Below are 22,640 nucleotides of genomic sequence, written 5' to 3' on the forward strand. Positions count from 1 at the left end.
AGCTCACCCCGGTGACGCGGTCGGCCGGTCCGCGCAGCGGGCAGCCCCCGGCTGAGCCTGCCGAGCCGGCAGGTCCGTCCCCCCGGCGGCCGCTGTGTTCGTCGACTCGGCCGATGTGGCGGAGTCTCAGAATCCGGACAGTGACACACCCGTGCTGGCCTCGGGCTTTACACAGGGGTAACACTGAGGGGCCGGCCGTTTCCCGGGTGGCCAGTGCGATGCGCTGACGAGTGGCCCGGGACGGCCCGTCCTGCGCGCGGCAACGGCGCCGAGCGCCCATCACCGGTCTCGTACCGGTAGCAGCCGTGTCAGAGAGGGACCCCGTGACGACCCGAGACGACAGCAAGACCCGGCTCGACGCCCTGCGCGTCGAGATCGAGCGGCGCAACCCCGCCCAGCCGGAGTTCCACCAGGCCGTGCACGAGGTGCTGGAGACGCTGGCGCCCGTGCTGGCGGCGCGGCCGGAGTACGCCGAGCCGGGCCTCATCGAGCGGCTGTGCGAGCCGGAGCGCCAGGTCATCTTCCGGGTGCCCTGGCAGGACGACCAGGGCCGCGTGCACGTCAACCGGGGCTTCCGGGTGGAGTTCAACAGCGCGCTCGGCCCGTACAAGGGGGGCCTGCGCTTCCACCCGTCCGTCAACCTCGGGATCATCAAGTTCCTCGGCTTCGAGCAGGTCTTCAAGAACGCGCTGACCGGTCTCGGCATCGGCGGCGGCAAGGGCGGCAGCGACTTCGACCCGCACGGCCGCAGCGACGCGGAGATCATGCGGTTCTGCCAGTCGTTCATGACGGAGCTGTACCGGCACATCGGTGAGCACACCGACGTGCCGGCCGGTGACATCGGGGTCGGTGGACGCGAGATCGGCTACCTGTTCGGACAGTACCGGCGGATCACCAACCGCTGGGAGGCCGGCGTCCTCACCGGCAAGGGAGTCGGCTGGGGCGGTTCGGCGATCCGGCCCGAGGCCACCGGGTACGGGAGCGTGCTGTTCGCGGCGGCGATGCTGCGCGAGCGCGGCGAGGACCTGGAGGGGCAGACGGCGGTCGTCTCCGGCTCCGGCAACGTCGCCATCTACACCGTCGAGAAGCTGCTCGCCCTCGGCGCCAACCCGCTGACCTGCTCGGACTCCAGCGGGTACGTCGTCGACGACAAGGGCATCGACGTCGATCTGCTCAAGCAGGTCAAGGAGGTGGAGCGCGGGCGGATCAGTGAGTACGCCGAGCGGCGCGGGGCCTCGGCGCGGTTCGTGCCCGGCGGACGGGTCTGGGAGGTGCCGGCGGACATCGCGCTGCCGTCCGCCACCCAGAACGAGCTGGACGAGAACGACGCGGCCACGCTCGTGCGCAACGGCGTGAAGGCGGTCGCCGAGGGCGCGAACATGCCCACCACGCCCGAGGCGGTGCACCTCTTCCAGCGCGCGGGGGTCGCCTTCGGCCCCGGCAAGGCGGCCAACGCGGGCGGGGTCGCGGTGAGCGCCCTGGAGATGGCGCAGAACCACGCGCGTACGGCGTGGTCGCCGGCCCGGGTGGAGGAGGAGCTGACGCACATCATGAACGACATCCACACCACCTGCCACGAGACCGCCGACCGCTACGGCGCTCCGGGCGACTACGTCACCGGCGCCAACATCGCCGGCTTCGAACGGGTCGCGGACGCGATGCTCGCCCAGGGGGTCATCTGACGCGGACGGCCGCTGTCGTCCGCCCCTGACGCGCCTCTGACGTTCCCGCGGCACGGAGGCGTACGTCCACGCCCGCGTCCCGCCCCGCCCCGGGTCGGGGCGGGGCGGGGCGGGGTGCGGTGGGGCCGCGACGCCGGACCGGCATGGAACAGGCGCGCCGGGCGGCGACGGCGCAAGGACGCCGGGTGGGGGCCGGGGCCGGGCCGGTACACGACGGTGGCCGGCCGGAGCGCCGGACGGCGACGACACAAGGGCGCCGGGCGGGCGCGGACGACGTCGAGGGGCGGCGCCGGGCCCCGGGTCGTACGCGCGAACGCGCACGACGCGCCGTGGCCGACTTCGCGGGACGGTCATGGGGCGTCGTTGCCGCCTCCGTCGGATTCCCGCAGGAACTGCCGCTGGTCGTCCAGGAATCCGTTCGCGAAGAGCGAGCGGGGGGAGAAGATCGCGGTGAGCGCGGTCTTGACGTCCGACTGCTCGATGGACCGCTTGAGCAGGGAGTGGGTCGCGTGCGGGTAGCGCTTGACCGTCAACGCACCGCTCGCGTCCAGCACTTCGCGGTAGACGCGCTCCGTGTCGGCGGTGTCCACGTTGACGTCATGGCCTGCGAGGATCAACAGCACCGGTGTGCCGCGCAGGGCGCGCAGGTCTCGCGTGGCATCCGCCGTGTAGTTCCTGGAGACGAAGCCCCAGCGGTCGGCGGTCATGCCGTCCGTGTCGCCGCGCGTGGCCTTGACGTACTCCTCGAAGGTCGCGCGGCGTTCCAGCAGTCGGCGGGTGGTGTCGCTCCTGGCGATCGCGGCCTCGGTGCGGGCGGCCGACGCGCCGTCGGCGCGCAGCTCGGCGAGGAGGTTGTACCGGCCCTGCCGGAGCCAGTTGATCGCGGGTGAGACGGCGATGACGAACCTCACCGGGGTCTTGGTCGCGATCTTCGGCAGGACCCAGCCCGCCTGGCTGGCGCCCCAGAGCCCGATCCGGTCGCCGTCGATGTCCGGGCGGGCGCGCGCCCAGGCGATGGCGGCGGCCGCCTCGTCGGCCCGGTCGTCCATGGACTGGTCGAGCCAGTTGCCGGGGGCGCCTGCGACGCCGGGCTTGTCCCAGGACAGGGAGGCGTACCCGGCCTTGGCGTTCGCTTCCCACAGGGGCTTGTACCCGTCGTCGTGGGTGGCGTCGACGGGGCCGTCGCCGTGGACGTACACAACCAGGCCGTGGCGCGCGCGGCCGTCCTTGGGGGTGGCCAGCACGCCGTTGAGGGTGTGGCCGCCGTGGCGGATCGAGACCCGCTGCTCGTCCATGTCGTAGGAGTGCTGCCACAGCACCACACCGGCGAGGCCGGCGGCCACGACCAGGACCGTGGCGAGCGACCACGTCGCGATGCGGAGCCCGCGCCGTCGGGGCCGGGTCTTCGGACACATGGGATGACCGCCTCTGTTCGGGTGTGCACGGGCGCTCAAACTATCATCAGGAGAACGATCGTCGGCTATCTGATAGATTTCAGTCTCGGAGAGAAGGAGGCGCGGCATGGGACTGGACGTGACATCCGGGACCGGACCGGTGGCGGTCCGGCGAGGCGTCCCGGTCGGAGCCGAGCGGCGGGCGGCCGAGCTGTACTGGGACGCCTTCGGCCGCAAACTCGGCCCCGCGCTGAACCCGCCGGGCAAGGCGGTGCCCTTCATCGCCGCCCACCTGAACGCCGACCGCGCGGTCTGCGCGCTCCTCGGCGGGCAGCTCGTCGGTCTCGCCGGCTACCAGCTCGGCGGACGGGCCCTCACCGGGGGGTCGGCCTCCGCCGTGCTGCGCGCGTACGGACGGCTCGCAGGGCTGCACCGCCTCCTGCTCCTCGCCCTGTTCGAACGCCGGCCGGCCCCCGGGCAGCTCGTCATGGACGGCATCGCCGTCGCCCCGGACGTGCGCGGTCGCGGCGTCGGAAGCCTGCTCATCGAGGAAGTGGCCGCCGTCGCGGCGGAGCAGGGCTGCCGGGAGATCAGACTGGACGTGATCGACACCAATCCGCGCGCCAGAGCCCTGTACGAGCGGCGCGGCTTCACGGCCGTACGGACCGAGCGCACGCCCTGTCTCCGCGGGCTGCTGGGGTTCGGCGCCGTGACCACCATGCACCGTCCCGTCGAGGCGGGCGGGCCGAGAGGACAGCGCACACCGTGACCGACCACGTCGAGATCCCCACCCGCATGCTCGTCCACGCGCTGATCCGGGAGGACGGCACGGTCAGCGCGGACGAGCTGTACACCGTCGCCGCTGCCCTCGGCATGAGCGACCAGCAGGTACGGCTGTGCGTCAAACGCCTCGTGGCCGAGAACCGGTTCACCCACGAAGGCCGCGGTCGCAAAGCCGTGCTGCACGCCACGGAGGACACCACACAGGCCCTGGCGCCCAACGCGGACTTCCTGCGGCACGCGTTCCGCCAGGACGCCGGGCTCGCCCCCTGGGACGGCGTCTGGCACCTGGCCGCCTTCGCCGTGCCCGAATCGGCGCGCACGGCCCGGGACGCCCTGCGCGAGACGCTCGTCCACCTCGGCGGCGCCCCGCTCCAGGGCGGACTGTACGTCTGCGCCAACGCCTGGGAGCCGTACGTCGAAGACGCGGCGCACCGCCTTGGCGCCCACGGCGCGCTCACCCTCCTCAGCACGACGGACCTGCGCAGGGGCGGCATCCGAGAGCCTGCCGAACTCTCCCGCCACCTGTGGCCCCTGGAGGAGATCGCCGACCGCTACCACCGCCTCAGCCGCATCGCCCGGCCCCGCCTCGACCGGCTCACCGACCCTGCCGGGCTCCCCCCGTCCGAACTGCTCACCATCGCTGTCGAGCTGGCGGCCGAACTCACCCGTGCCATGGAGCCCGACCCGCTGCTGCCGCCCCAGCTCCTGCCCCGGCCCTGGCCCGGCACCCAGGCCCGGGAGCTCATCGCCCGGTGCTGGGCGGCCCTGTCCGAACGCGATCACGGCGAAGCCCGCCCGACCCTCTTCCGCCTCTACGCCGACGTCACCCGAGAAGCAGCGGACCGGGCCGTGCGCTGAAGACGCGGCAGCCGGCGCAGTCGTCCCCATGGGGCGAAGGCGCCGAGAGAGCGCCCGCTCCCGGGGCAGGGGGCCGAACAGCGCATCGTCGGCCGGCCACCCCGAGGGGTGCCGCTGCGGCCCGCACCACGGGTCGGGCCGCCCGCCTCCCCCACCGGCGGCCCCGGCCGCGGTGTGCCGGTCGGTCCCAACGCGTTCACGTCAGTCGTTCCCGGCGCCGCCCCACCGGTCGGAGAACACGGCCGCGCGGCCTGGCCGAGCACCGCCGCCGCTCCTCCCTCTCCCCCCACGACGCTCCGGGCCGAACCGCACCTGCCCCGGGACCGCCCGGAACGGTGACCGCGGGTCCGAGCGGAACGGCGGAACGGCACAGGCCGGCGGCGGGGACGGAGCGGGGTGGCGAACGCTCGACAGGCCGGTGGCGGAGGGGTTCCCGGCGCGCTCTCCCAAGTCCCCGTGTTCGCCACGGCCTTCGGGGTACCCGGGTGGCGGGCCGGTCCGCCTCCGGATCAGGTCTCAGGGTGATCGTCCTGAAGGAGTGGCAGATGACCACGCAGTACAGCAACCAGCCCACCGGACAGCAGCGCACGTCGGCCAACAACACGTTGAGCATCGTCGCGATCGTGCTGGGTGTGGTCGCTTTGATCTTCCTGCCGATCGTGTTCGGCGTGATCGGCCTGGTGCTGGCCATCATCGCCAAGGCCGTCCGGCACGAGCGACTCGCCACGGTCGCGATCGTGGTCAGCGCCGTCGGCCTGGTCGGCGGCATGATCCTCGGCGCACTGGTCGTCGGCGCCTGAACGACCCCCGCGCCGAAGCCGCCCCGGCCGGTGCCCGGGCCCCCTCCGCGGTGGGCCGGACACCGGCCGGGGCGTTTTCGTGCGGGGTTCGAGCCGGGCCAGCCGCCGGACGCGGCGCACGGAGCGTCTCGGGCGGGATGCCCGCGCGCCGACGAGGTCGACCGCGAGGGGGGCGAACCTCGCGACGGAGCCGGTTCGCCCCACGCCTCACCGGGTGGCGCCGGCCGGGCGACGGGACGGGTTCCACCGCGTGCGGACGGCTCCGCGGTCCGGGCAGAGGGCCGGTCCGCGGGCAGCGGGGCGACGGCGGCGGACGGCCCGTGGTCCGCGACCGGTCCCGCGGCCGGTTCGCGGCCCGGACGGCCGGGTGACAGCGTGTTCCGGCCCCGCGGGCACCGTTTCGACCGGTGGGGCGGCGGGGCGCCGGGGGCGACCGTTGCGGACCAGCGCGCCTGCCGCCGCTTTCCGAAGGGCCGTTCCGAAGGGCCGCGCTGAAGAGCCGTTCCAAAGGGCCGCGCCGAAGCCCGCTGAAAGGCCGTCCTGAAGGACCGTTCCGAAGGGCTCGGGCTCGCGGCCGACTCGCCGTCAGGACGGTGGCGCATCGCGCGAGCAAGGCCGGCCGGTCCCCCGCCCCGGCCGGGCGCCGGGCCGGTGACGGCGGGCGTGGCCCCTGCGGCACCCCCCCCCCGGCGAGGAGGCGCCCCTCCGTGGGATGGGAGCGGCCCAGGGCGAACGCGCGTACCGGCCGCCCCTCGAACACCGGTGACCACCGGCGGTCACCAGCCCCGGAGTACGGCCCCTCGACCGCACCCGGCGAGGACGAGTTCCAGACGTTCAGCGCGCCTTACGGGTTTCGACCGCCGATTTCGAAAACATTTCGGCGGTACGCGCCTTGACGTGCCGAAAGATGGTTGCCTAACGTCGTCGTCGCTCCGCAAGAGACCGCGTGAACACACCTTTCCGAAATGTTTCGCCGTCATACCCGACTGCGCGGTCCACGGGGCTGCGCTGACGGTCGGCGCCATGAAGGGACGGCACCACCGTGCGAAGAACGTCATCCCACAGCAGTCTCGCCGCCGTGGGCCTCCTCGTGATCGCGCTCCTGGCCACCGCCTCCACCGGCGGAGCGTCGGGTGCGTCGGGCACGGGAAGCACCGCCCCGGGAGGGCGGCACTGGGTGAACACCTGGACGGCCATGCCGCAGTTGACGGAGCCCGGCAACATGCCGCCCGCGCCGTTCACCCAGGAGGACGCCGTCCTCGTCGACAGCACCCTGCGCCAGACGGTGCGGGTCACGGTCGGCGGGGAACGGATCCGGTTGCGCTTCTCCAACGCCTTCGGCGGCGCTCCCCTGCCGCTCACCTCGGTGTCGGTGGCGCGCCCGACCGGCGGCCGGGCCGGGGTCGCCGGGATCGAACCCGGCTCCGCCCGCCCCGTCACCTTCCAGGGGAGCACCTCGACGACCGTGCCGGTGGGCGCGCAGGCCGTGTCCGACCCGCTGCCGTTCGACGTGGCGGCGGGGAGCAACCTCACGGTGACGACGTACCTGGCCGAGGGCCAGGCGTCGCGCGACATCACCTCGCACCCCGGGTCGAGGACCACGTCCCACCTGCTGGCCGGTGACCACACCGACGCCGTGGACCTGCCGGGGGCCACCCCCACCGACCACTGGTACTTCCTGAGCGGGATCGAGACGTGGGCGCCGGCGCGCACGACCGCGGTCGCAATCGTCGGGGACTCGCTGACCGACGGGCGGGGGTCGACCACCAACAGGAACGACCGCTGGCCCGACCAGTTCTTCGACCGCCTGCTGTCGCGGCCCGGCGGCACGGTGGACACCGCCGTCCTCAACCAGGCGGCGGGCGGCAACCGCGTGCTGAACGACGGTCTCGGCCCGAACCTCCTCGCCCGCCTCGACCGCGACGTGCTGGCGCAGAGCGGCGTGGAGCGGCTCGTCGTCTTCGAGGGGATCAACGACATCGGTACGGCGCCGGCCACGCCCGCCGCGCAGAAGGACGTCGCGGCGCGGCTGATCGCCGCGTACGAGCAGATCGTCGTCCGCGCGCACGCCCAGGGCATCGAGGTGTACGGGGCGACCCTGCTGCCGTTCGGCGGCAACGGGATGTACGACGACGCGGAGGGCTTGCGGGAGGAGACCCGGCGGACGGTGAACGCGTGGATCCGTGACAGCGGCCGCTTCGACGCGGTGATCGACTTCGACGCGGCGGTGCGGGATCCCGCCGCTCGGGAGCGGCTGCTGCCCGCCGCCGACTCGGGCGACCACCTGCACCTGAACCCGCACGGCTACGGCCTGCTGGCCGACGCGGTGCCCGTCCGGCTGTTCCGGGGCGCCCGCGGCTAGGCGACGCGCCCCGCACACGCCCCCGCCCCTCCCTCCCTTCGCCCACCCTTCCGCCCCGTCCCGATCGTTCTGTTCCGGAGGTCGAGTTCATGAGCAGGTCCCTCGGAGGAAGCACGCCCGCTTCCCCCTCCCCCCGTCGGCGTACGGTGCTGGCGGCGGCCGTGGCCACCGCGGTGACCGCCGTCGCCGCCCCCTCCCCCGCGGCGGGCGCCGCCCCGGCCTCGCCGTTCGGGCCGGGGGCCGCCGGGAGGCCGGGGTCCGGCCCCGGCCCGCACCGCCGGTTCGTGTCCTTCGTCCCCGTCCGGGACGCCTTTCCGCTGGTGGCGGGCGGACGGGCGGCGCCGCTGGTGGTCGACGAAGGCGACCATCCGGGCGTGGTGCGGGTCGTCGGGGACCTGCGGACGGACATCGGCCGGGTGACCGGCACCGAGCCCGCCGTCGCGCACGGCCTGCCGGGGGCGGGGGCGCGCGACGTCGTGCTGGTGGGCACGCTGGGCCGCAGCCCGCTGATCGACGGTCTGGTCGGGGCCGGGAAGCTGGACGTGTCCGGCATCGCCGGGAAGTGGGAGACGTCCCTCCAGCAGATCGTGCGCGATCCGCTGCCGGGCGTGCGGCGCGCCCTCGTCGTCGCGGGCAGCGACCAGCGCGGGACGATCTTCGGGGTGTACGAGGTGTCGCGGCAGATCGGGGTGTCGCCGTGGCACTTCTGGGACGACGTGCCGCCGCACCGCCACGACGAGCTGTACGTGCTGCCGGGCCGCCACACGCAGGGCACCCCGGCGGTGAAGTACCGCGGTTTCTTCGTCAACGACGAGAACCCGGCGCTCGGCACGTGGGCCCCGGCGTACTTCGGCCCCGGCCTCGCGCCCGGGCACCCCAACGGCTTCAACAGCAAGTTCTGGGAGAAGGTCTTCGAGGTCATGCTGCGGTTGAAGGCCAACTACCTGTGGCCCGCCGTGTGGGGCCGGGCCTTCGCGGAGGACGATCCGGAGAACCACGCGACCGCCAAGCGCTACGGCATCGTCATGGGCACCTCCCACGAGGCGCCCATGATGCGGGGCATCGAGGAGTGGAACCGCCACGCCGTCGCCGCGCAGCGCGACGCCGCCGGGAACATCACCGTCCCGGGCCGCGACCCGTACGGCGGCACCGGCGAGTGGAGCTACCGCCGCAACCGCGCCGCCATCGAGGCGTACTGGCGCGACGGCGTCCGCCGCATGGTGGAGCAGGACTTCGAGGGCGTCGTCACCCTCGGCATGCGCGGCAACGGCGACGTCAGCCTGCCCGACGGCGACGGCATCGAGCTGATGGAGTCCATCCTCGCCGCCCAGCGCCGCATCCTCGCCGAGGAGGTCGGGGCCGACCGGCTCACCGACATCCCGCAGGTGCAGACGCTCTACAAGGAGGTCCAGCGGTACTGGGACGAGGGCCTGCGCCCGCCCGAGGACGTCACGGTGATCTTCTGCGACGACAACTGGGGCAACATGCGCAAGCTCCCGGACCCGTCGATGGAGCCGCGCGCGGGCGGCTACGGGATCTACTACCACTTCGACTACGTCGGCGTCGGCCGCAACTACAAGTGGGTCGACACCGTCAACCTCGCCTCCACCTGGGAGCAGCTCCACCTCACGTACGCGTACGGCGTGGACCGGCTGTGGGTGGTCAACGTCGGCGACATGAAGAACCACGAGCTGCCGCTCCAGTTCTTCCTCGACTACGCGTGGGACCCGGCCCGCTGGCCGCTGGAGCGCCTGGAGGAGTGGGAGCGGGCGTACGCGGAGGAGAACTTCGGCCCCCGGTACGCCGCCGCGATCGCCGAGGTGCTGCACGCGTACGGCGTGCTCCAGGCGCGCCGCAAGCCCGAGCTGCTGAACCGCCGGATCACCCTGGACCCGGCGAAGGACCCGGCCACCGACTCCTCGGCGGTGGTCTACGACGACCAGCAGAGCCCGTACCACCTCAACCACTACCGGGAGCTGGAGCGGGTCACCGACGAGTGGCGGCGGCTCGCGGCGCGCGCCGAGCGGATCGGGGCGCGGCTCCCGGCCGAGCGGCAGGGCGCGTACTTCCAGCTCGTGCTCTACCAAGTGAAGGCGACGGCGAACCTGTACGCGCTGCGCGAGGCGGAGTTCACCAACCTGCACTACGCGGCGCAGGGCCGGGCGGCGGCGAACGCGCTGGCGGACGTCACCGACGCGCGCTTCGCCGACGACCGGGCGCTGTCGGAGCACTACGACACGCTGGCCGGGGGGAAGTGGAAGGGCTTCCAGAGCCAGCCGAAGATCGGTTACGGGGACGTGGCGCGGTACGGCCCGGACGCGCCCTGGCAGCAGCCGCAGACGCCGAACCACGTGGCGCTGCCCGACGAGGTGTTCCCGGCGGTCAAGCGCGTCGAGGTCCCGGCGGGGGCGGAGATGGGCGTCGGGATCGACGGTTCGGACGCGTGGTGGCCGGCCTCGGACGCGCCCGCGGTGCTTCCCGTGCTGAGCCCGTACCGGACCGCGCCCGATCCGTACGTCGAGGTGTTCAACCGGGGCCGGGAGGCGTTCGCGTACCGGATCGAGTCGCCGGTGCCGTGGTTGGCGGTCGAGCCCGCGCGGGGTCGGGTGACGGACCAGGTGCGGGCCACGGTGCGGGTGGACTGGCGGCGGGCGCCGCGCGGGACCGCCGAGGTGCCGCTGACGGTGCACGGGCCGGGCGGCCGGACGGTGCGGGTGACGGCGCGCGTGGAGAACCCGCGGCTCGGAGTCCGCGAAGGGCGCCGGGGATTCGTGGAGGCGTCGGGGTACGTGGCGATGGAGGCGGCGCACGCCACCCGGGCGGTGGGGGCCGGCGGGGTGACGTGGCGGGAGATCCCGGACATCGGGCGGACGGGGTCGGGCATGACGCCGTGGCCGGTGACGGCGCCGAGCCGCGCGCCGGGTGGGAACGGCCCGCGCCTGGAGTACGAGGTGACGCTGACGACGGACCCGGGGACGGTGCGGGTGCTGGTGTACCTGTCACCGCGCAACAACGTGCTGCCGACGGAGGGCCTGCGGTACGCGGTGTCGTTCGACGACGCGCCGCCCCGGACGGTGAACGTCACCCGCGTCACGGGCGCCGACGACACGTCGATGAACAAGCAGTGGCAGCGGAACACCTCGGACAACACCAACCTCACGGTCACCGAGCACACCGTGGCCGGGCCGGGCACCCACACCCTGAAGCTGTGGATGGTGGACCCGACGGTGGTGGTGCAGAGGCTCGTGGTCGACACGGGCGGGCTGGAGCCGAGCTACCTGGGGCCGCCGGAGAGCCACCGGGCCGACCGCCGCTGACGCCGCGGCGGGCCCGGCCCCGCGGGGACCACGCGTGGTTCGGCTCGGCACGCTCGGCGGCGCCTTCACCTCGTCCTTCGCGGTTTCGCCGTCGACGGGGCCCCGGTGTCCGGCCGGGGCGCCCTCGTGCGGCCGTACCGCGGCTTCCCGCTGTCGTCGCGCGAGGCAGCGGAGCCGCGGAGCCGATGGTCGAGCGCGGCGGGCCGTCCCATGCGGGGCGGCCCGCCGCCGGTCTCCGGAGTCCGGCGGATCCACGCCGACGCGCCGCGCCGCCAGGTGCTCCCCGCCCGGGCGGGGTGGCCCTTTCGGAATCCGCCACCCGCAGGGGGGCGGTCTGCCGAACCTGCGGACGGCGAATCCGCCTCATCGCCCGTCGTGGTCACCGCTCCGCTCGGCGGCGTCCACGAACCGATCGTGCGCCCGCAACTCGCGCCCCCTGCCCAAAACGTCCTGAACACCGCCCGGCCGAACCTGCTCCCCCACCCGCTCCCGGTCCCCCGCCACCCGGTGCAGCAGCCCGGAGGCACCGCGGCGAACGACGTCCACCCACCCGTCGTCCGCGCCCCGCCCCGTCCCTGATCCGTCCATCAAGGGGAGCCTTCCGCGTCGTCCTCGTCTCCCCGCCTGCGACGGGGGTGTCCACGCACCCCGACGACGGATTCCCTGCTCACTGCCGGCGTGCTCGCCCGGCACGCCGCCAGGTGCAGGAGCGAGGTCGCTGCGGCCGGTCGCCCGACGGGCGCCACGTGCCACGCCCGCTCGACGGACCGTCTTCCGCGCAACCGGCCGCCTCCTCCGACGAACGCGGCACCGGCGGCGTCCGCCACCCACACCTCCCAAGGAGCCCCCGCGCACTCCCTCACCCGTGGAAACCCAACGCCAGTGACCGGACGGTCGACGGCTCCTCCGCGCGGCAGCGGCCGGTGCCGGCCCGGCGGCGTGTGGTGAGGGTCAGCTCGTGGCCGCTGAGCCAGGTCAGGAACGTTGTCGTGGGCTCGAACCGTCCCGTGGGAAGGGCCCGCCGTCAGCGGTGCCTCGGGCTTCGTGTCTTGCGTAATGGGCAGAAGAAGGACGTCACGGCGCAAGTAGACCTATGCTGCACTGCAGTCACACGACTACCAGTGCAACAAACACAGCACGGGAATGGAAGGCGACATCGTGAGCTCTACGAACGGCATGCCGGGCAGTATCGAGGCGACCATCGCCCTTCTCCAGGCCGAACTTCCCCGCTTGGAAGAGCGCCAGCAGGACCTTGAGAAGGAACTCGTCGCCGTCACCGACCGGTTGGAGTCCGTCCGCGGCGCGCTCACCGCCTTGCAGACGCTGTCCGCCACCGGTCCGGTGCGGCAGCCGGCCTCCGCCCTCAGCGAGCCCGACACCAAGCCCGCCCCCTCGGCGAGCACGGAAGCGGAACTCGCCACCGGTCCCAAGGCCACCACGTACGAGGAAAAGCACCCCGCGGACGAGGCGGACACCCCTCCCGCGCCGCAGACCGACACCCCCGCCGCACCGCAGACCGACACCCCCGCCCGGCCCACCCCGCGCAAGGCCACCACGCGCACGGAGGGAAAGCCGCCCGCGAAGAAGACCTCCCAGCAGAAGCAGACGCGCCGTTCCGCCAAGACCGCTCCCGCCAAGCGCGCGAAGACCCCACCGGCGAAGAAGACCACCGCCGCCGCATCCGGTGAGGCGGGCGGAGGACTCACCGAGCAGGTGCTGAGCGCGCTGAAGGACTCGGGCAGCACCCCTGTCCGCGCCCGCGACGTCAACCAGGCGCTGAAGCGCGACGACACACCCGGCAGCATCAACGCCGTGCGCAGCACGCTCGACCGCCTCGTCGCCACCTCCCGGGCCCACCGCGCCGGCCGCGGCCTCTACCAGGCCGCCCCCGCCGACTGACCGCACCGAGACGGTTCACTCCCGCCTCCGCCGGCACGCGCTCCGACGTTGCCGGCGGAGTTCCCGGTCGGTACGGCGAAGCCCGAACAGCCGGGCCGTCGGGGGCTTTCCGTCCCCGTGCGGCACGTGCCGCGTGACGGCGCCGCCGCGCGACGGGCCCCGGGGACCGACCGAGTCCCGGACGCGGGCGGCAGCGCGGCGTGAGCGCGGTGGACACACCGCGGAGGCTACCGAAGGGGTGGTGACACGAGCCCGTCCAACCGGCTTCGCTTTGCGCGGAGTTCTGCCTGCTCGGCGTCGAGCCGGCGGGCCAGGGCGTCCAGTTCGGCCCGCAGGTCCGGGCACATTTCGAGGAACGTGCCGTGATCGCCGGTGCGCGCGCAGTCGAGGTACCGCTGGATGGTCGAGGTTCCCAGGCCAGCGGAGATCATCGTCCTGATCTGGGCCACCCGCGTGACATCGGACTCGGCGTACTCCCGGTACCCGTTGCTGTTGCGGGCCGGGGCCAGCAGGCCGCGTTCCTCGTAGTGGCGCAGCGCACGCGCGCTCACGCCGGTCAGTTCGGCGAGTTCGCTGATCAGCACCCGCAATCCTCCTCATCGGCTTGACCTTCACGCTGGCGTGAACCCATACCGTCCTGTGGCATGGCAACAGGAACAACCCGGCGGCGCGCCTCGATCATCCACGGCTACGGCGCGTCCCCCGGAGACCACTGGTTCGGCTGGCTTGCCGAACAGCTCGAAGCCGACGGCGTCCCGACCACGATTCCCGCGCTTCCGAACCCCCTGGCCCCGGACCCCGCGCGGTGGGCAAAGGCCGTACGCGCCGACGTGGGCACCGTCGACGAGAACACGATCCTCGTCGCGCACAGCCTGGGCTGTCTCACCGTGCTGCGCCACCTGCGCTCCCTCCCGGGCCCCTGGCGCCTCGGCGCGCTCGTGCTGGTCTCCGGATTCGTCGACCCGCTCCCCGCGCTCCCGGTCCTGGACTCCTACATCGGTGACGGCTGTGAGGTGGAGGGGCTCGGCGACCGCATCGATCGACTCACGGTCATCCGGTCGGACGCGGACCCGTACGTTCCCCCCGGTCACACCGATCGTCTCGCCGGCCTGCTCGGCGTCACCGCGGACGTGGTCCCCCGCGCCGGTCACTTCCTCGCTTCCGACGGTGTCACCTCGCTGCGCGAAGTGCTCGTCGCCCTCTCGCCGTAGGGGTCGTGGAGGGGGAGGTGGCCCGCGCGTCGACCCGCTTCCCGGGACGCCCCCGTCCCGGGGCGGGGCACCCCGGGGCGGGAGCCGGCCCTCCACCGGTGCGAACCGCTCTCCCCCGCGGGGTTCGTCCGTCGGGGTCGGCCCTTCGCGGCCGTGTACGCCGTCCGGCCGGGGGCGGCACGGGTCAGCGCAGGACGAGCAGGACGGCCAGTGCGACGAGCAGCGAGTCGATCCGGTCCAGCAGGCCACCGGAGCCGGGGAGCCAACGCCCGGCGTCCTTCGCCCGCGCCCCCCTTTTGACCATGGATTCGAGGAGGTCGCCGACCGGACCGCCGACCGCCACGGCAACCGCCATCGGCCAGCTCGGCGCGGACAGCACGGCGAGCGTGCCGAGGCCGGCCGCGGCCCCGGCCAGGGTCCCGCTCCACCGCTTGGCCGGTGACAGGGGCGACAGCCGCGGCCCGCCCAGCCGCCGACCGGCGAAGTACGCCACGATGTCGGCGACCGAGACCGCCGTGAAGAGCGCGAGCGCGCTCGCTCCGAGCGGCACCAGCGCGGCCAGCACGCTCAGCCAGGCCAGCCCGAGCAGGCCGGTGCCGAGCCGCCGCAGGCCGTGGTCGGCGTCGCCGGACAGGAGCGGTACCGCGGCCACCGCGAGCGCTCCGATCCCGACCGCCCGGAGCACCTGGCCGGGTGCCCACCAGGCGGTCAGCACCACGCCCGTCACCGCCGCGGCCAGCACCACCCGGTCCGCCCGGCCCAGCCGCATCAGCCCGCCGAACTCCATCACCGCGATCACCCCGGCCGTGATGGCGACGGCTGCGGCGCCCGGGCGGCCCCACCAGAACGCGCCGGTGACCAGCGGCACCCCGACCGCCCAGGCACACCACCGGACCAGCAACTCACGGCGTCGGGACGCCACCACCGCGACACCGCCCAGCGCCAGCGCCCCACCGAGGTAGGGCGCCAGGGAGGCCGTGGTGATCACCGGGCGGATCCGGCGGGGACGCCAGGAGGCGTGGGGACGGGCGAGGACCGCCCCGGCCGCAGCGCCTCCAGGGCCGCCCGGCACGCGGCCACGACGCGCGCGTTCTCGGCGGTGTCCCTGACCGCGACACGCACGGTGCGCCCCTGGTACTCCGGCGACAGCGGCGACAGGTCACGCAGGTACACGTCGTGGCGGCGGCACTCGTTCACCAGGCGCGCGGCGCTCGGCCCGTCGGGCGGCAGGGTCACGTTGAGGAAGTTCGCCACCCCTTCCTCGACCACCACGGCCTCGTCCAGCCCGGCCAGGTCGACGGCCAGTCGCCGGCGCAGCGCGTGGGTGCGGAGCCAACGGTCGCCGTAGTACGCCGGGTCGCGCAGGGCCGCCACCGCGGCCAGTTGCGCCGGGAGACTGACCGGCCAGGGCGGCGTCCACCGGCGCAGCCGCGCCGCGGTGGTCGGCTCGGCCACCAGGTACGCGGCCCGCACACCGGACAGCGCGTACATCTTCGACAGGGAGCTGCAGACCACGACCCGCGGGTCCGTCGCGGCGAGGTCGGCGAGCGACTCGGTCAGGCCGACGTAGCCCAGGTACGCCTCGTCGATCCACCACCGGGTTCGGTCCGGCGCGGCGGCGATCAGCGAGCGCAGCTCCGCGGCCGGCGCGTGGCGTCCGGTCGGGTTGTTCGGGTTGACCACCACCACGAGGTCGTAGCGGCCGGTTCCGACGGCGGCGGACAGCCGGGCCGGGTCGATCCGCCAGCCGTCTTCGCGGCGCAGCCGGAACCGGTCCACCCGGCATCCGATCACCCTCTCCGTGACGTGGGCGTACTCGCCGTAGCCCGGGTCCATGAGGAGCACCCTGCTCTCCGGTGTCAGCCACCGGGCGAACGCCCTGAAGATCAGGTCCGATGAACCGGCGCCGACCGCGAGTGCCTCCGCCGGCAGCGCCCGGGCCGCGGCGATTTCCGCCAGCAGGCCCTCGGCGCCGGACGGCGGCGAGGTCCGGGCGGCCCAGGCCGGGTCCTCCGCGAGTGCCGCCCGCACCCCGGGGGCCGGTGGGAACCAGGCGTCCAGCACGTCGGCCGCCACCACCCGGTGGCGCCGGTGCAGGGTGCGGAAGTCCGTGCCGATGGCGGTGAACGAGGCGCCGCCGTGTTCGCAGCCGTCCGGCCGGGGTGCGAACGGCACGTCCAGCCGCCAGTCCACCTCGGACTCCAGACGCTTCAGCGCGGTGCGGTAGCGGTCCATCGCGACCTTCGTCAGCTCGGTCACGCCGCCGGTCAGCACCTCGAAGGTCACCGCACCGCTGCGGACGGTGCGGCCGACCGGGCGCAGGCCGGTGGCCAGGTACATGTCGAGCAGCGCGGTGCGTCCCATCGCCACCACCCGGCGGCCACCCCGGGCGGCGATCCAGCGCAGCGCCGCGTACATGAGCAGCGGCGCCGCCGCGGTGGTCCGCCAGCGCGGCTCGACGGTGAGGATGCGCACCTCGAACAGGTCGTTCTCGGCCAGCAGCGGCAGTTCGTCGCGGGTCAGGTACTTGTCCAGCGCGTACCGCCCCGACCAGGGCGGAGTCAGGCTGACGAAGCCGATCCGGGCCGCGCCTCGCGCCGCGACCAGGTAGACGTTGTCGCCGTCCAGCCCGTCGCGGAGCCGCCCGGCCGGATCCGGCGCGTGCTGGCCCAGTTCCTGCGCGTACACCCGGTGGCGCAGTTCGTGGATCCACTCGCGGTCCTCCGGAGTGGCAACGCGCAGTTGCAGGTCGTGGCCCATGAACACCTCTCTCGACGGGGGACTCCATCGTGGTGGGCGCGGACCGGCCCCGTCAGGGCCAAGCGGCGCGGGCGGCTGAGTACGCGTACTCAGGCGCAGTCGCCCCCGGCGCGCTTCGTTGACGGCCGGTCACCGCGGTTGGTCACGGGCGGCCGGTGAGGTGGGCCCCACCCTCTCGACGCCGGAGGGTGAAGCGTGAGCCGGTGTGCGCGGACGCGGTTCCTCCGCGCTCGTTTCCCGGCCCCCGGGTTGCCGGGTTGCGGGGCGCCGCGATCCTCCGGGCGCGCTGGGGGGCGGGCCGTCTGCTTCGGGGTGGGATCGGCTCATCAGGGTGCTGACCGTGTGGTGGCGTGGAACCGCACGTACTCGATGGTCGCGCCTCCGGGGTGCCGCACGGTCACGTGACGACCGGTGGGAGGGCCCGGAGGCGGTCCGCCTCGCGGGTGCCGGAGGGGCGGGGAGCCCGGGGCGGCGTCCCGGCGAGCGGGGCCGCGGGCCCGGGCCCCCGGTGTCCCCGTCAGCCGGTGTGCACCTTCAGGGCCGTCCGGACGGCGGATTCGAGGGCGCCCTCGATCCAGGCGGGTTTGACGGAGGTGTGGTCCCCCGCGAAGTGCAACGGCCCTTCGGAGGTGGGGATGTCGGGGAACAGCTCCGCGTGCTGGCCGGGGAAGAGGACGGACGCCTCACCGTAGGCGTAGTGGTCGCGCATCCACGACTGCGTCTTGCACTTGGCGGTGAAGAAGACCTCGCAGCGGCGGCCGTAGACGGCCTGCACCCCGGCGAGCGCGCGCAGATAGCGCTCGTCGTCGGGGTACGCGTCCCACTTGAGGGCGTCGTCGGACCAACTGTAGGAGGCGAGCATGACGCCTCCGGCGCTCCCTTCCACGGGGTGCGAGGGCTCGAACACGAAGCGGTTGGCGTTGTCGCTCACGGAGCCGCCGCCCCGGACGTGAGCGGCGTCGGGTTCACCGCTCATGGCGGGGCGGAAGGCGGCGAAGCACTCCTTGAGTCCGCCGGGGATCGTCACCCCCAGGTCCTTCACGGAGCCGTGCGCGCCGAGGTACCTGCCGTCCTTGACCCGGCCCGCCCTGTACTTGTCGTAGAGCTTGTCCTCGATGGAGTTCAGCGCCTCCTTCCACTGCTCCTCGGTGAACTCCCACCACCGGCGGGAGAACTCCAGCAGCACCTTGGTCGCGACGTCGTAGTGCAGTTCCGTGATGGCCCGGCGCTTGCCGTAGGTCAGCGGAGGGTCGAAGGAGACGTGGCGTAATCCGGAGAAGGGGACGGTGATGATCGCCTCGTCGCCCTCGAAGACCTCCGTGACCCCCCTCTCCCCGGTCCGGCCGCCCTCGGAGACGGTGTGCACCCTGACCTTGCCGCCGCCGCGTTCGACGCGTACGGCGCGCCTGTCGAGCCTCACCTTTCCCTTCACGGGGGCGTACAGCGCGTCGGCGAGGACCCCGGAGCCGCCCTTGATCTCCCAGAACTTGGTCCTGGGGTCGATCAGCGCGCTCGACAGGAAGCTGTGCAGGAAGGAGAGGTGCAGCCGCGAGGTCAGGTTCTGGAGGGTGCCGACGAGGTCGATGGTCCTGGTGTCGAGTCCGGCGGCTTCGGTGAGGTACCGGTACATGGACCAGTTGCCGTACCTCTTGAGGACCTCGACCCACCCGTTGACGAGGGCGGTGCCCTCCTTGCCCCGGATGAGCTGGTGTGCGGGTTCGAGGGCGTGGGCGAGGATGGCGGAGGCGGTCTTCGTGCGGTGGGGGCCCGTGACGCCGAAGGTGTCGTTGACCCTTTCGGGGCTCTTCTCGTAGTCGGCCCGGCGCACGTGGATCCCGTTGACGTGGATCCACGTGCGGTTGGCCCGCTTCTCCGGGTGGTCGACCTCCACGTCCACCAGGTGGAACTCCTGGAGCGCGAGGTCGAACTTCTTGATCAGTGCCATGAGGAGCGGGTGGCTGTCGGGCAGCCGCATGGCGCCGGCTTCGGCGTACTGCCGGGGATCGGCGAAGGGCTGCTTCGCGTTCTCGTGGCCGCCCTTGCGGAACGTCTTGACGCGGCCTCCGACGCGGTTGCCGTTGGCCTCGATCACGACGACGTCGTGGCCCGCCCGGTTGAGCAGGTCGGCGGCGAGCAGGCCGGCCGGTCCGGCCCCGACGACCAGGACCCGCTTCGTCGCCTTCGCCCGGCTGGGGGGCAGGCCGTTCTCGACGGCCTTCACGTAGGACGGGACGAGGGGTCTGTCGTGCTCGTCGTGGACGACGATGGCGCGGGCGACCGTGGTGTACGCCTGGGGTTCGACGCCGGGCGGGACCTCGGCCGGTGCCGTCGCGGGCGCGGTGGCGGGGCTCAGCGCGGTGGCGGGGGCCGCGGAGGCGGCGGTGAGGCCGACGGCGAGCGCCGAGGCACCGGTCGCCGTGACCACGGAGCGCCGTGAGGGCCGCGCGCCGTGCGGCGGAGGCGAAGGGCGCGCGGCGCGCGGGACGTCCGGAGCGGGTCGCTCCTCGCTCGACGCGTCCGTGTTCTTCGTGGGCGGGATACTCACGTCTGGAGTGCTCATGTCTTGTGTGCTCATCGCATGTCACTCTTGGCGTATCCGCGACGCGGAGGAAGCGCGTTCACACGGACGGGACCGGTAAACCACCCGAACCGGCGTCTGGCGCGGCTCCCTTCTCGACGTTCGTACGAGCGTCGAATCCCTGCCCTTCCCCGTCCGTCCCGCCGGGGACCCGGATCCCCACCCGCGAAGGGCGGGGCCGGGCCGGTGTCCGCCCGCCCGCGCCGGAGGAGCGGGACCGCGTGCGCGGGCCGCCGCCGGAACGGGCGCCCGGCGCGCCGGCCGCAGACCGTACCGGTGCCCCGTCCGGTCGGTGCGCCGCGGTTCACGCCAGGGTGACGCGCACGCCGCCTTCGGTCAGGACTTCGAGGGCCGTGGCGAACAGGTCGTAGGGCCGGCCGTCCGGTGTCAGGGCGTGGGACAGGTGCTCGCGTGCGGTCGCGGCGTCCCGCCAGAGGAGGGTGGCGGGAGGGGTGTGGCCGAAGGTGCCGCCCAGGCAGTCGGCGAGGGCGGCCGGGCAGCCGCCGAAGTAGCCGCCCGGCCCGTTGACCGCCTCGCCGAGCGCCAGGTAGAGGCCCGGTTCGTCGGTGACGTGCCGGCCGTCCAGTTCGTAGGCGTGACCGGCCGGCCGGTCGGGGTCGGTGCGCCAGCGGGCCCGCTCCCGGACGATGTCGAGCCAGGCCCCGCGCCGCCGGGTGTCGAGGTCGGCCCAGGCGCCCGGGGTGTCCGGCGGCCCGGCGAGCCACCGCTCCCAGACGGGCCGGGCGTGTTCGGGGACGGGGGCGAAGAAGTACCCGTCGAGTTCCAGGTCGATCAGGTCCGTGCCGCGGCAGGAGGGGCGCCAGGCGGTGACCCAGGCCCAGAGCAGCCGTTCGACCAGCGGCCCGCCCTGGTCGTCCTGTATCTCCAGGGCGGCCTGCTCCAGGTCCAGGGCCCGCTGGGTGCCCTTCGTCAGCGCCGCCCCCAACCGAGCGCCCGGGGCGAGTCCCCGCAGGACGAGCGGGGGCGGCAGCCACCTGGACGGCAGGACACGGGCGAACTCCCGGCAGGAGCCCAGCCAGCGGCGCTCGTCGTGCACGCGGACGCGTCCCCCGTGCCCCTCGGGCGGGCCTTCGTAGTCGTCCAGGCCGGTGAGGACCAGGTGGTCCGTCCCGGGCCGCCCCGGGACCTCCGCGTCCTCCAGCAGCCAGGGGCCGAGCGCCTCGTCGTCCGGCACCAGCCACACCCGGCTGCCGACCCAGCCGTGCGGCCCGGCGCCTTCCGGTACCCAGTCGAACAGTTCGTACGTCCCGCGCCGGGGCTCCCCGAAGAAACCGTCCGCCGCGGCGCACACCCCCCAGACGTGCCCGTGCTCCGTCTCCGTCAGCCTGTACCGCCCGTGCCCGCCCCGGGCCATGTCCTCACGCACGGTGAGAATCATGCCCGGACCAGGCGTTCACGGCGAAACCTCGATCCCCCGCTCGATCAAGGTGCCGCGACGCCGAGCGCTCCGGCTCGGCGGGGCCGGCCGGGGGTGCGCGGTCGCGCACGGGTTTCCCGGGGCGTACGACGGTCACGCCGGTGCGCGTACGCGGGTGGGCGGTCCGCACCGGCCGGACCGGCGGACGCCCGGGGTTCCCCCGGCGCGCAGGCGGGTCCCGGGGCGGCGCCGGGAGCCCGCCCGTGAGCGCGGGGTCCGGAAGTCGCGCGTCGAGCGGTCCGCGCCTCAACGGGCCGGCCGGGCCCGCCCTTCGTACCCGCGGCCCGCGCCCCGCCCGCCCGGCACCCCGCGGGGTCCCCGGCACCGGATGCGCCCACCTCCGGCGACGCGGGTCACGGGCGGCCCGTGGTGCGGCGGGGCCGGGAGGCCCGAATCGTCGGACGGCTGCGGTCGTTGTCACTCGGGCGGCTTTGCAGAACACTCGATGATCGAAGGAGTGACGATGACGTGTCGTGCGGAAGCGGTCGAGTCGGTGGGGCAACTCGCCGCGGCCTGGCGGTCCATGGTGCTCGACCGGGACGCGCGTGCCGATGTGCGGGACCTTCCGGGGATCTCCGTTCGCTGGGCCGACTGCCGGTTCGCCTTCTGGAACTGCGTCGTGCTGACCGAGGTGGGGGCGGACACGGCGCTCGTGGAGCGGCGTCTGGCCGAGGCGGCGGACATTATGCGCTCGAAGAGGCATCCGGGCTTCCTGTGGGTCTTCGAGGACCTCCTCGACCCCGAGGCGCGCCCGGCCCTCGCGGCGGCGGCCGAACGGGCGGGTCTCGCGTACGCCTTTCCCGGCACCGGCATGGCCGGGGACCTGCTCCCCGTTCCCGAGCCGACGCACCCGGAGCTCACTTTCGTCCGGGTGAGGACCGACGAGCAGGTGCGCGCCTACGCGGACCTCAACTCCCGCGCCTACGGCTTCCCGCTGGAGCACGGCCGCGACGGTCTCGCCGGTTCCACGCTGTGGAAGGAGGAGGTGCGCGCCTATCTGGGGGTGCGGGACGGTGTTCCGGTGACGTGCGCCGGAACGCTGGAAGCCGAGGGGCGCCTCTTCGTCGCACTCGTCGCCACGGACCCCCGGTGGGAGCGCAGGGGGTACGGCGAGGCGGTGACGCGGAAGGCGCTGTACGAAGGCGCCCGGGCCACCGGGCTGACCCGCGCCACTTTGCACGCGACCGCCGCGGGGGCGCCCGTCTACCGGCGCATCGGCTTCGAACCGAACTCACCCGTGCGTTTCTACGCCCTGCGGTAGCCGGGCGGCGACCGGTCGAAGGCGCCCCGCGCGGTGCGGCGTCCCGTTCCCGTCCCCCGGGAGGGGGCTGCCGAAGGACGGGAGCGGGCCGGAACGAGGGGACACGGGTCGCCTTCGTGGTCCGGGCCCGCGGCCCGTGTCGACGCGGGGCGGGGGGCGTCCGGCCGCGGCGGGCGCGGACCGTGCGGCCGGGCGACGGCCCCGGTGGGCGTTTCAGCCGCGGGTGACGGCCCGTTCGATGAGGGCGACGGTGGTGCGGGGGTCGTCGACCTCGATGATGAGGCGGTCGTAGGTCTG

Annotated in this window: 15 protein-coding genes; 9 read left to right on the forward strand and 6 right to left on the reverse strand. The window is 73.9% G+C overall.

The window, feature by feature from the left end; genetic code table 11:
- Positions 1–323 precede the first annotated feature (323 nt).
- Complete coding sequence (gdhA, locus tag RND61_RS03275; protein WP_315876088.1) at positions 324–1,682, forward strand: NADP-specific glutamate dehydrogenase; 1,359 nt, start codon at positions 324–326, stop codon at positions 1,680–1,682.
- 350 nt (positions 1,683–2,032) lie between these two features.
- Here gdhA and RND61_RS03280 read toward each other — a convergent pair whose 3' ends face one another.
- On the reverse strand, positions 2,033–3,097 hold the full coding sequence (locus tag RND61_RS03280; RefSeq protein ID WP_315876089.1) for an alpha/beta hydrolase family protein: 1,065 nt from the start codon (positions 3,095–3,097) through the stop codon (positions 2,033–2,035).
- Between the two features lie 106 nt (positions 3,098–3,203).
- Between RND61_RS03280 and RND61_RS03285 the strand changes: the two genes are divergently transcribed.
- From RND61_RS03285 to RND61_RS03310, 6 genes are all read left to right on the forward strand, one after another.
- Positions 3,204–3,845 (forward strand): GNAT family N-acetyltransferase, encoded by a 642-nt coding sequence (locus tag RND61_RS03285; RefSeq protein WP_315876090.1) that lies wholly within the window; start codon positions 3,204–3,206, stop codon positions 3,843–3,845.
- On the forward strand, positions 3,842–4,717 hold the full coding sequence (locus RND61_RS03290) for a PaaX family transcriptional regulator C-terminal domain-containing protein (protein WP_315876091.1): 876 nt from the start codon (positions 3,842–3,844) through the stop codon (positions 4,715–4,717). Before RND61_RS03285 ends, RND61_RS03290 begins: the two co-directional genes overlap by 4 nt.
- Before the next feature lie 545 nt (positions 4,718–5,262).
- The gene (locus tag RND61_RS03295) at positions 5,263–5,517 is read left to right on the forward strand and encodes a hypothetical protein (protein ID WP_315876092.1); all 255 of its coding nucleotides are present in this window, start codon (positions 5,263–5,265) and stop codon (positions 5,515–5,517) included.
- 1,042 nt (positions 5,518–6,559) lie between these two features.
- Positions 6,560–7,879 (forward strand): GDSL-type esterase/lipase family protein, encoded by a 1,320-nt coding sequence (locus RND61_RS03300; protein ID WP_315876093.1) that lies wholly within the window; start codon positions 6,560–6,562, stop codon positions 7,877–7,879.
- A gap of 89 nt (positions 7,880–7,968) precedes the next feature.
- Positions 7,969–11,196, forward strand: coding sequence for a glycosyl hydrolase 115 family protein (locus tag RND61_RS03305; RefSeq protein ID WP_315876094.1), 3,228 nt, complete (start codon positions 7,969–7,971; stop codon positions 11,194–11,196).
- A gap of 1,158 nt (positions 11,197–12,354) precedes the next feature.
- Entirely contained in the window at positions 12,355–13,095 is a 741-nt protein-coding gene (locus RND61_RS03310) for a hypothetical protein (protein WP_315876095.1), read from the forward strand.
- Between the two features lie 227 nt (positions 13,096–13,322).
- Here RND61_RS03310 and RND61_RS03315 read toward each other — a convergent pair whose 3' ends face one another.
- Complete coding sequence (locus RND61_RS03315; protein WP_315876096.1) at positions 13,323–13,679, reverse strand: MerR family transcriptional regulator; 357 nt, start codon at positions 13,677–13,679, stop codon at positions 13,323–13,325.
- A 60-nt stretch (positions 13,680–13,739) separates the two neighbouring features.
- Between RND61_RS03315 and RND61_RS03320 the strand changes: the two genes are divergently transcribed.
- Positions 13,740–14,306, forward strand: a complete 567-nt coding sequence (locus RND61_RS03320; RefSeq protein ID WP_315876097.1) for an RBBP9/YdeN family alpha/beta hydrolase — start codon at positions 13,740–13,742, stop codon at positions 14,304–14,306.
- Between the two features lie 184 nt (positions 14,307–14,490).
- Here the strand turns inward: RND61_RS03320 and RND61_RS03325 are convergent, their stop codons facing one another.
- From RND61_RS03325 to RND61_RS03340, 4 genes are all read right to left on the reverse strand, one after another.
- On the reverse strand, positions 14,491–15,294 hold the full coding sequence (locus tag RND61_RS03325) for a phosphatidate cytidylyltransferase (protein WP_315876098.1): 804 nt from the start codon (positions 15,292–15,294) through the stop codon (positions 14,491–14,493).
- Positions 15,291–17,066 carry a histidinol-phosphate aminotransferase family protein gene (locus RND61_RS03330; protein ID WP_315876099.1) on the reverse strand — a complete coding sequence of 592 codons (1,776 nt, stop codon included), beginning with the start codon at positions 17,064–17,066 and terminating at the stop codon, positions 15,291–15,293. The genes RND61_RS03325 and RND61_RS03330 overlap by 4 nt, the downstream gene beginning before the upstream one ends.
- Positions 17,067–17,583: 517 nt before the next feature.
- On the reverse strand, positions 17,584–19,491 hold the full coding sequence (locus RND61_RS03335; RefSeq protein ID WP_315876121.1) for a flavin monoamine oxidase family protein: 1,908 nt from the start codon (positions 19,489–19,491) through the stop codon (positions 17,584–17,586).
- A gap of 457 nt (positions 19,492–19,948) precedes the next feature.
- Positions 19,949–21,043 carry a barstar family protein gene (locus tag RND61_RS03340; RefSeq protein ID WP_315876100.1) on the reverse strand — a complete coding sequence of 365 codons (1,095 nt, stop codon included), beginning with the start codon at positions 21,041–21,043 and terminating at the stop codon, positions 19,949–19,951.
- Positions 21,044–21,545: 502 nt separating this feature from the next.
- Here RND61_RS03340 and RND61_RS03345 point away from each other — a divergent pair.
- Complete coding sequence (locus RND61_RS03345; RefSeq protein ID WP_315876101.1) at positions 21,546–22,343, forward strand: GNAT family N-acetyltransferase; 798 nt, start codon at positions 21,546–21,548, stop codon at positions 22,341–22,343.
- Positions 22,344–22,640 lie beyond the last annotated feature (297 nt).

The organism is Streptomyces tamarix (genome assembly GCF_032423885.1).
GTDB classification, from domain to species: Bacteria; Actinomycetota; Actinomycetes; order Streptomycetales; family Streptomycetaceae; genus Streptomyces; species Streptomyces tamarix.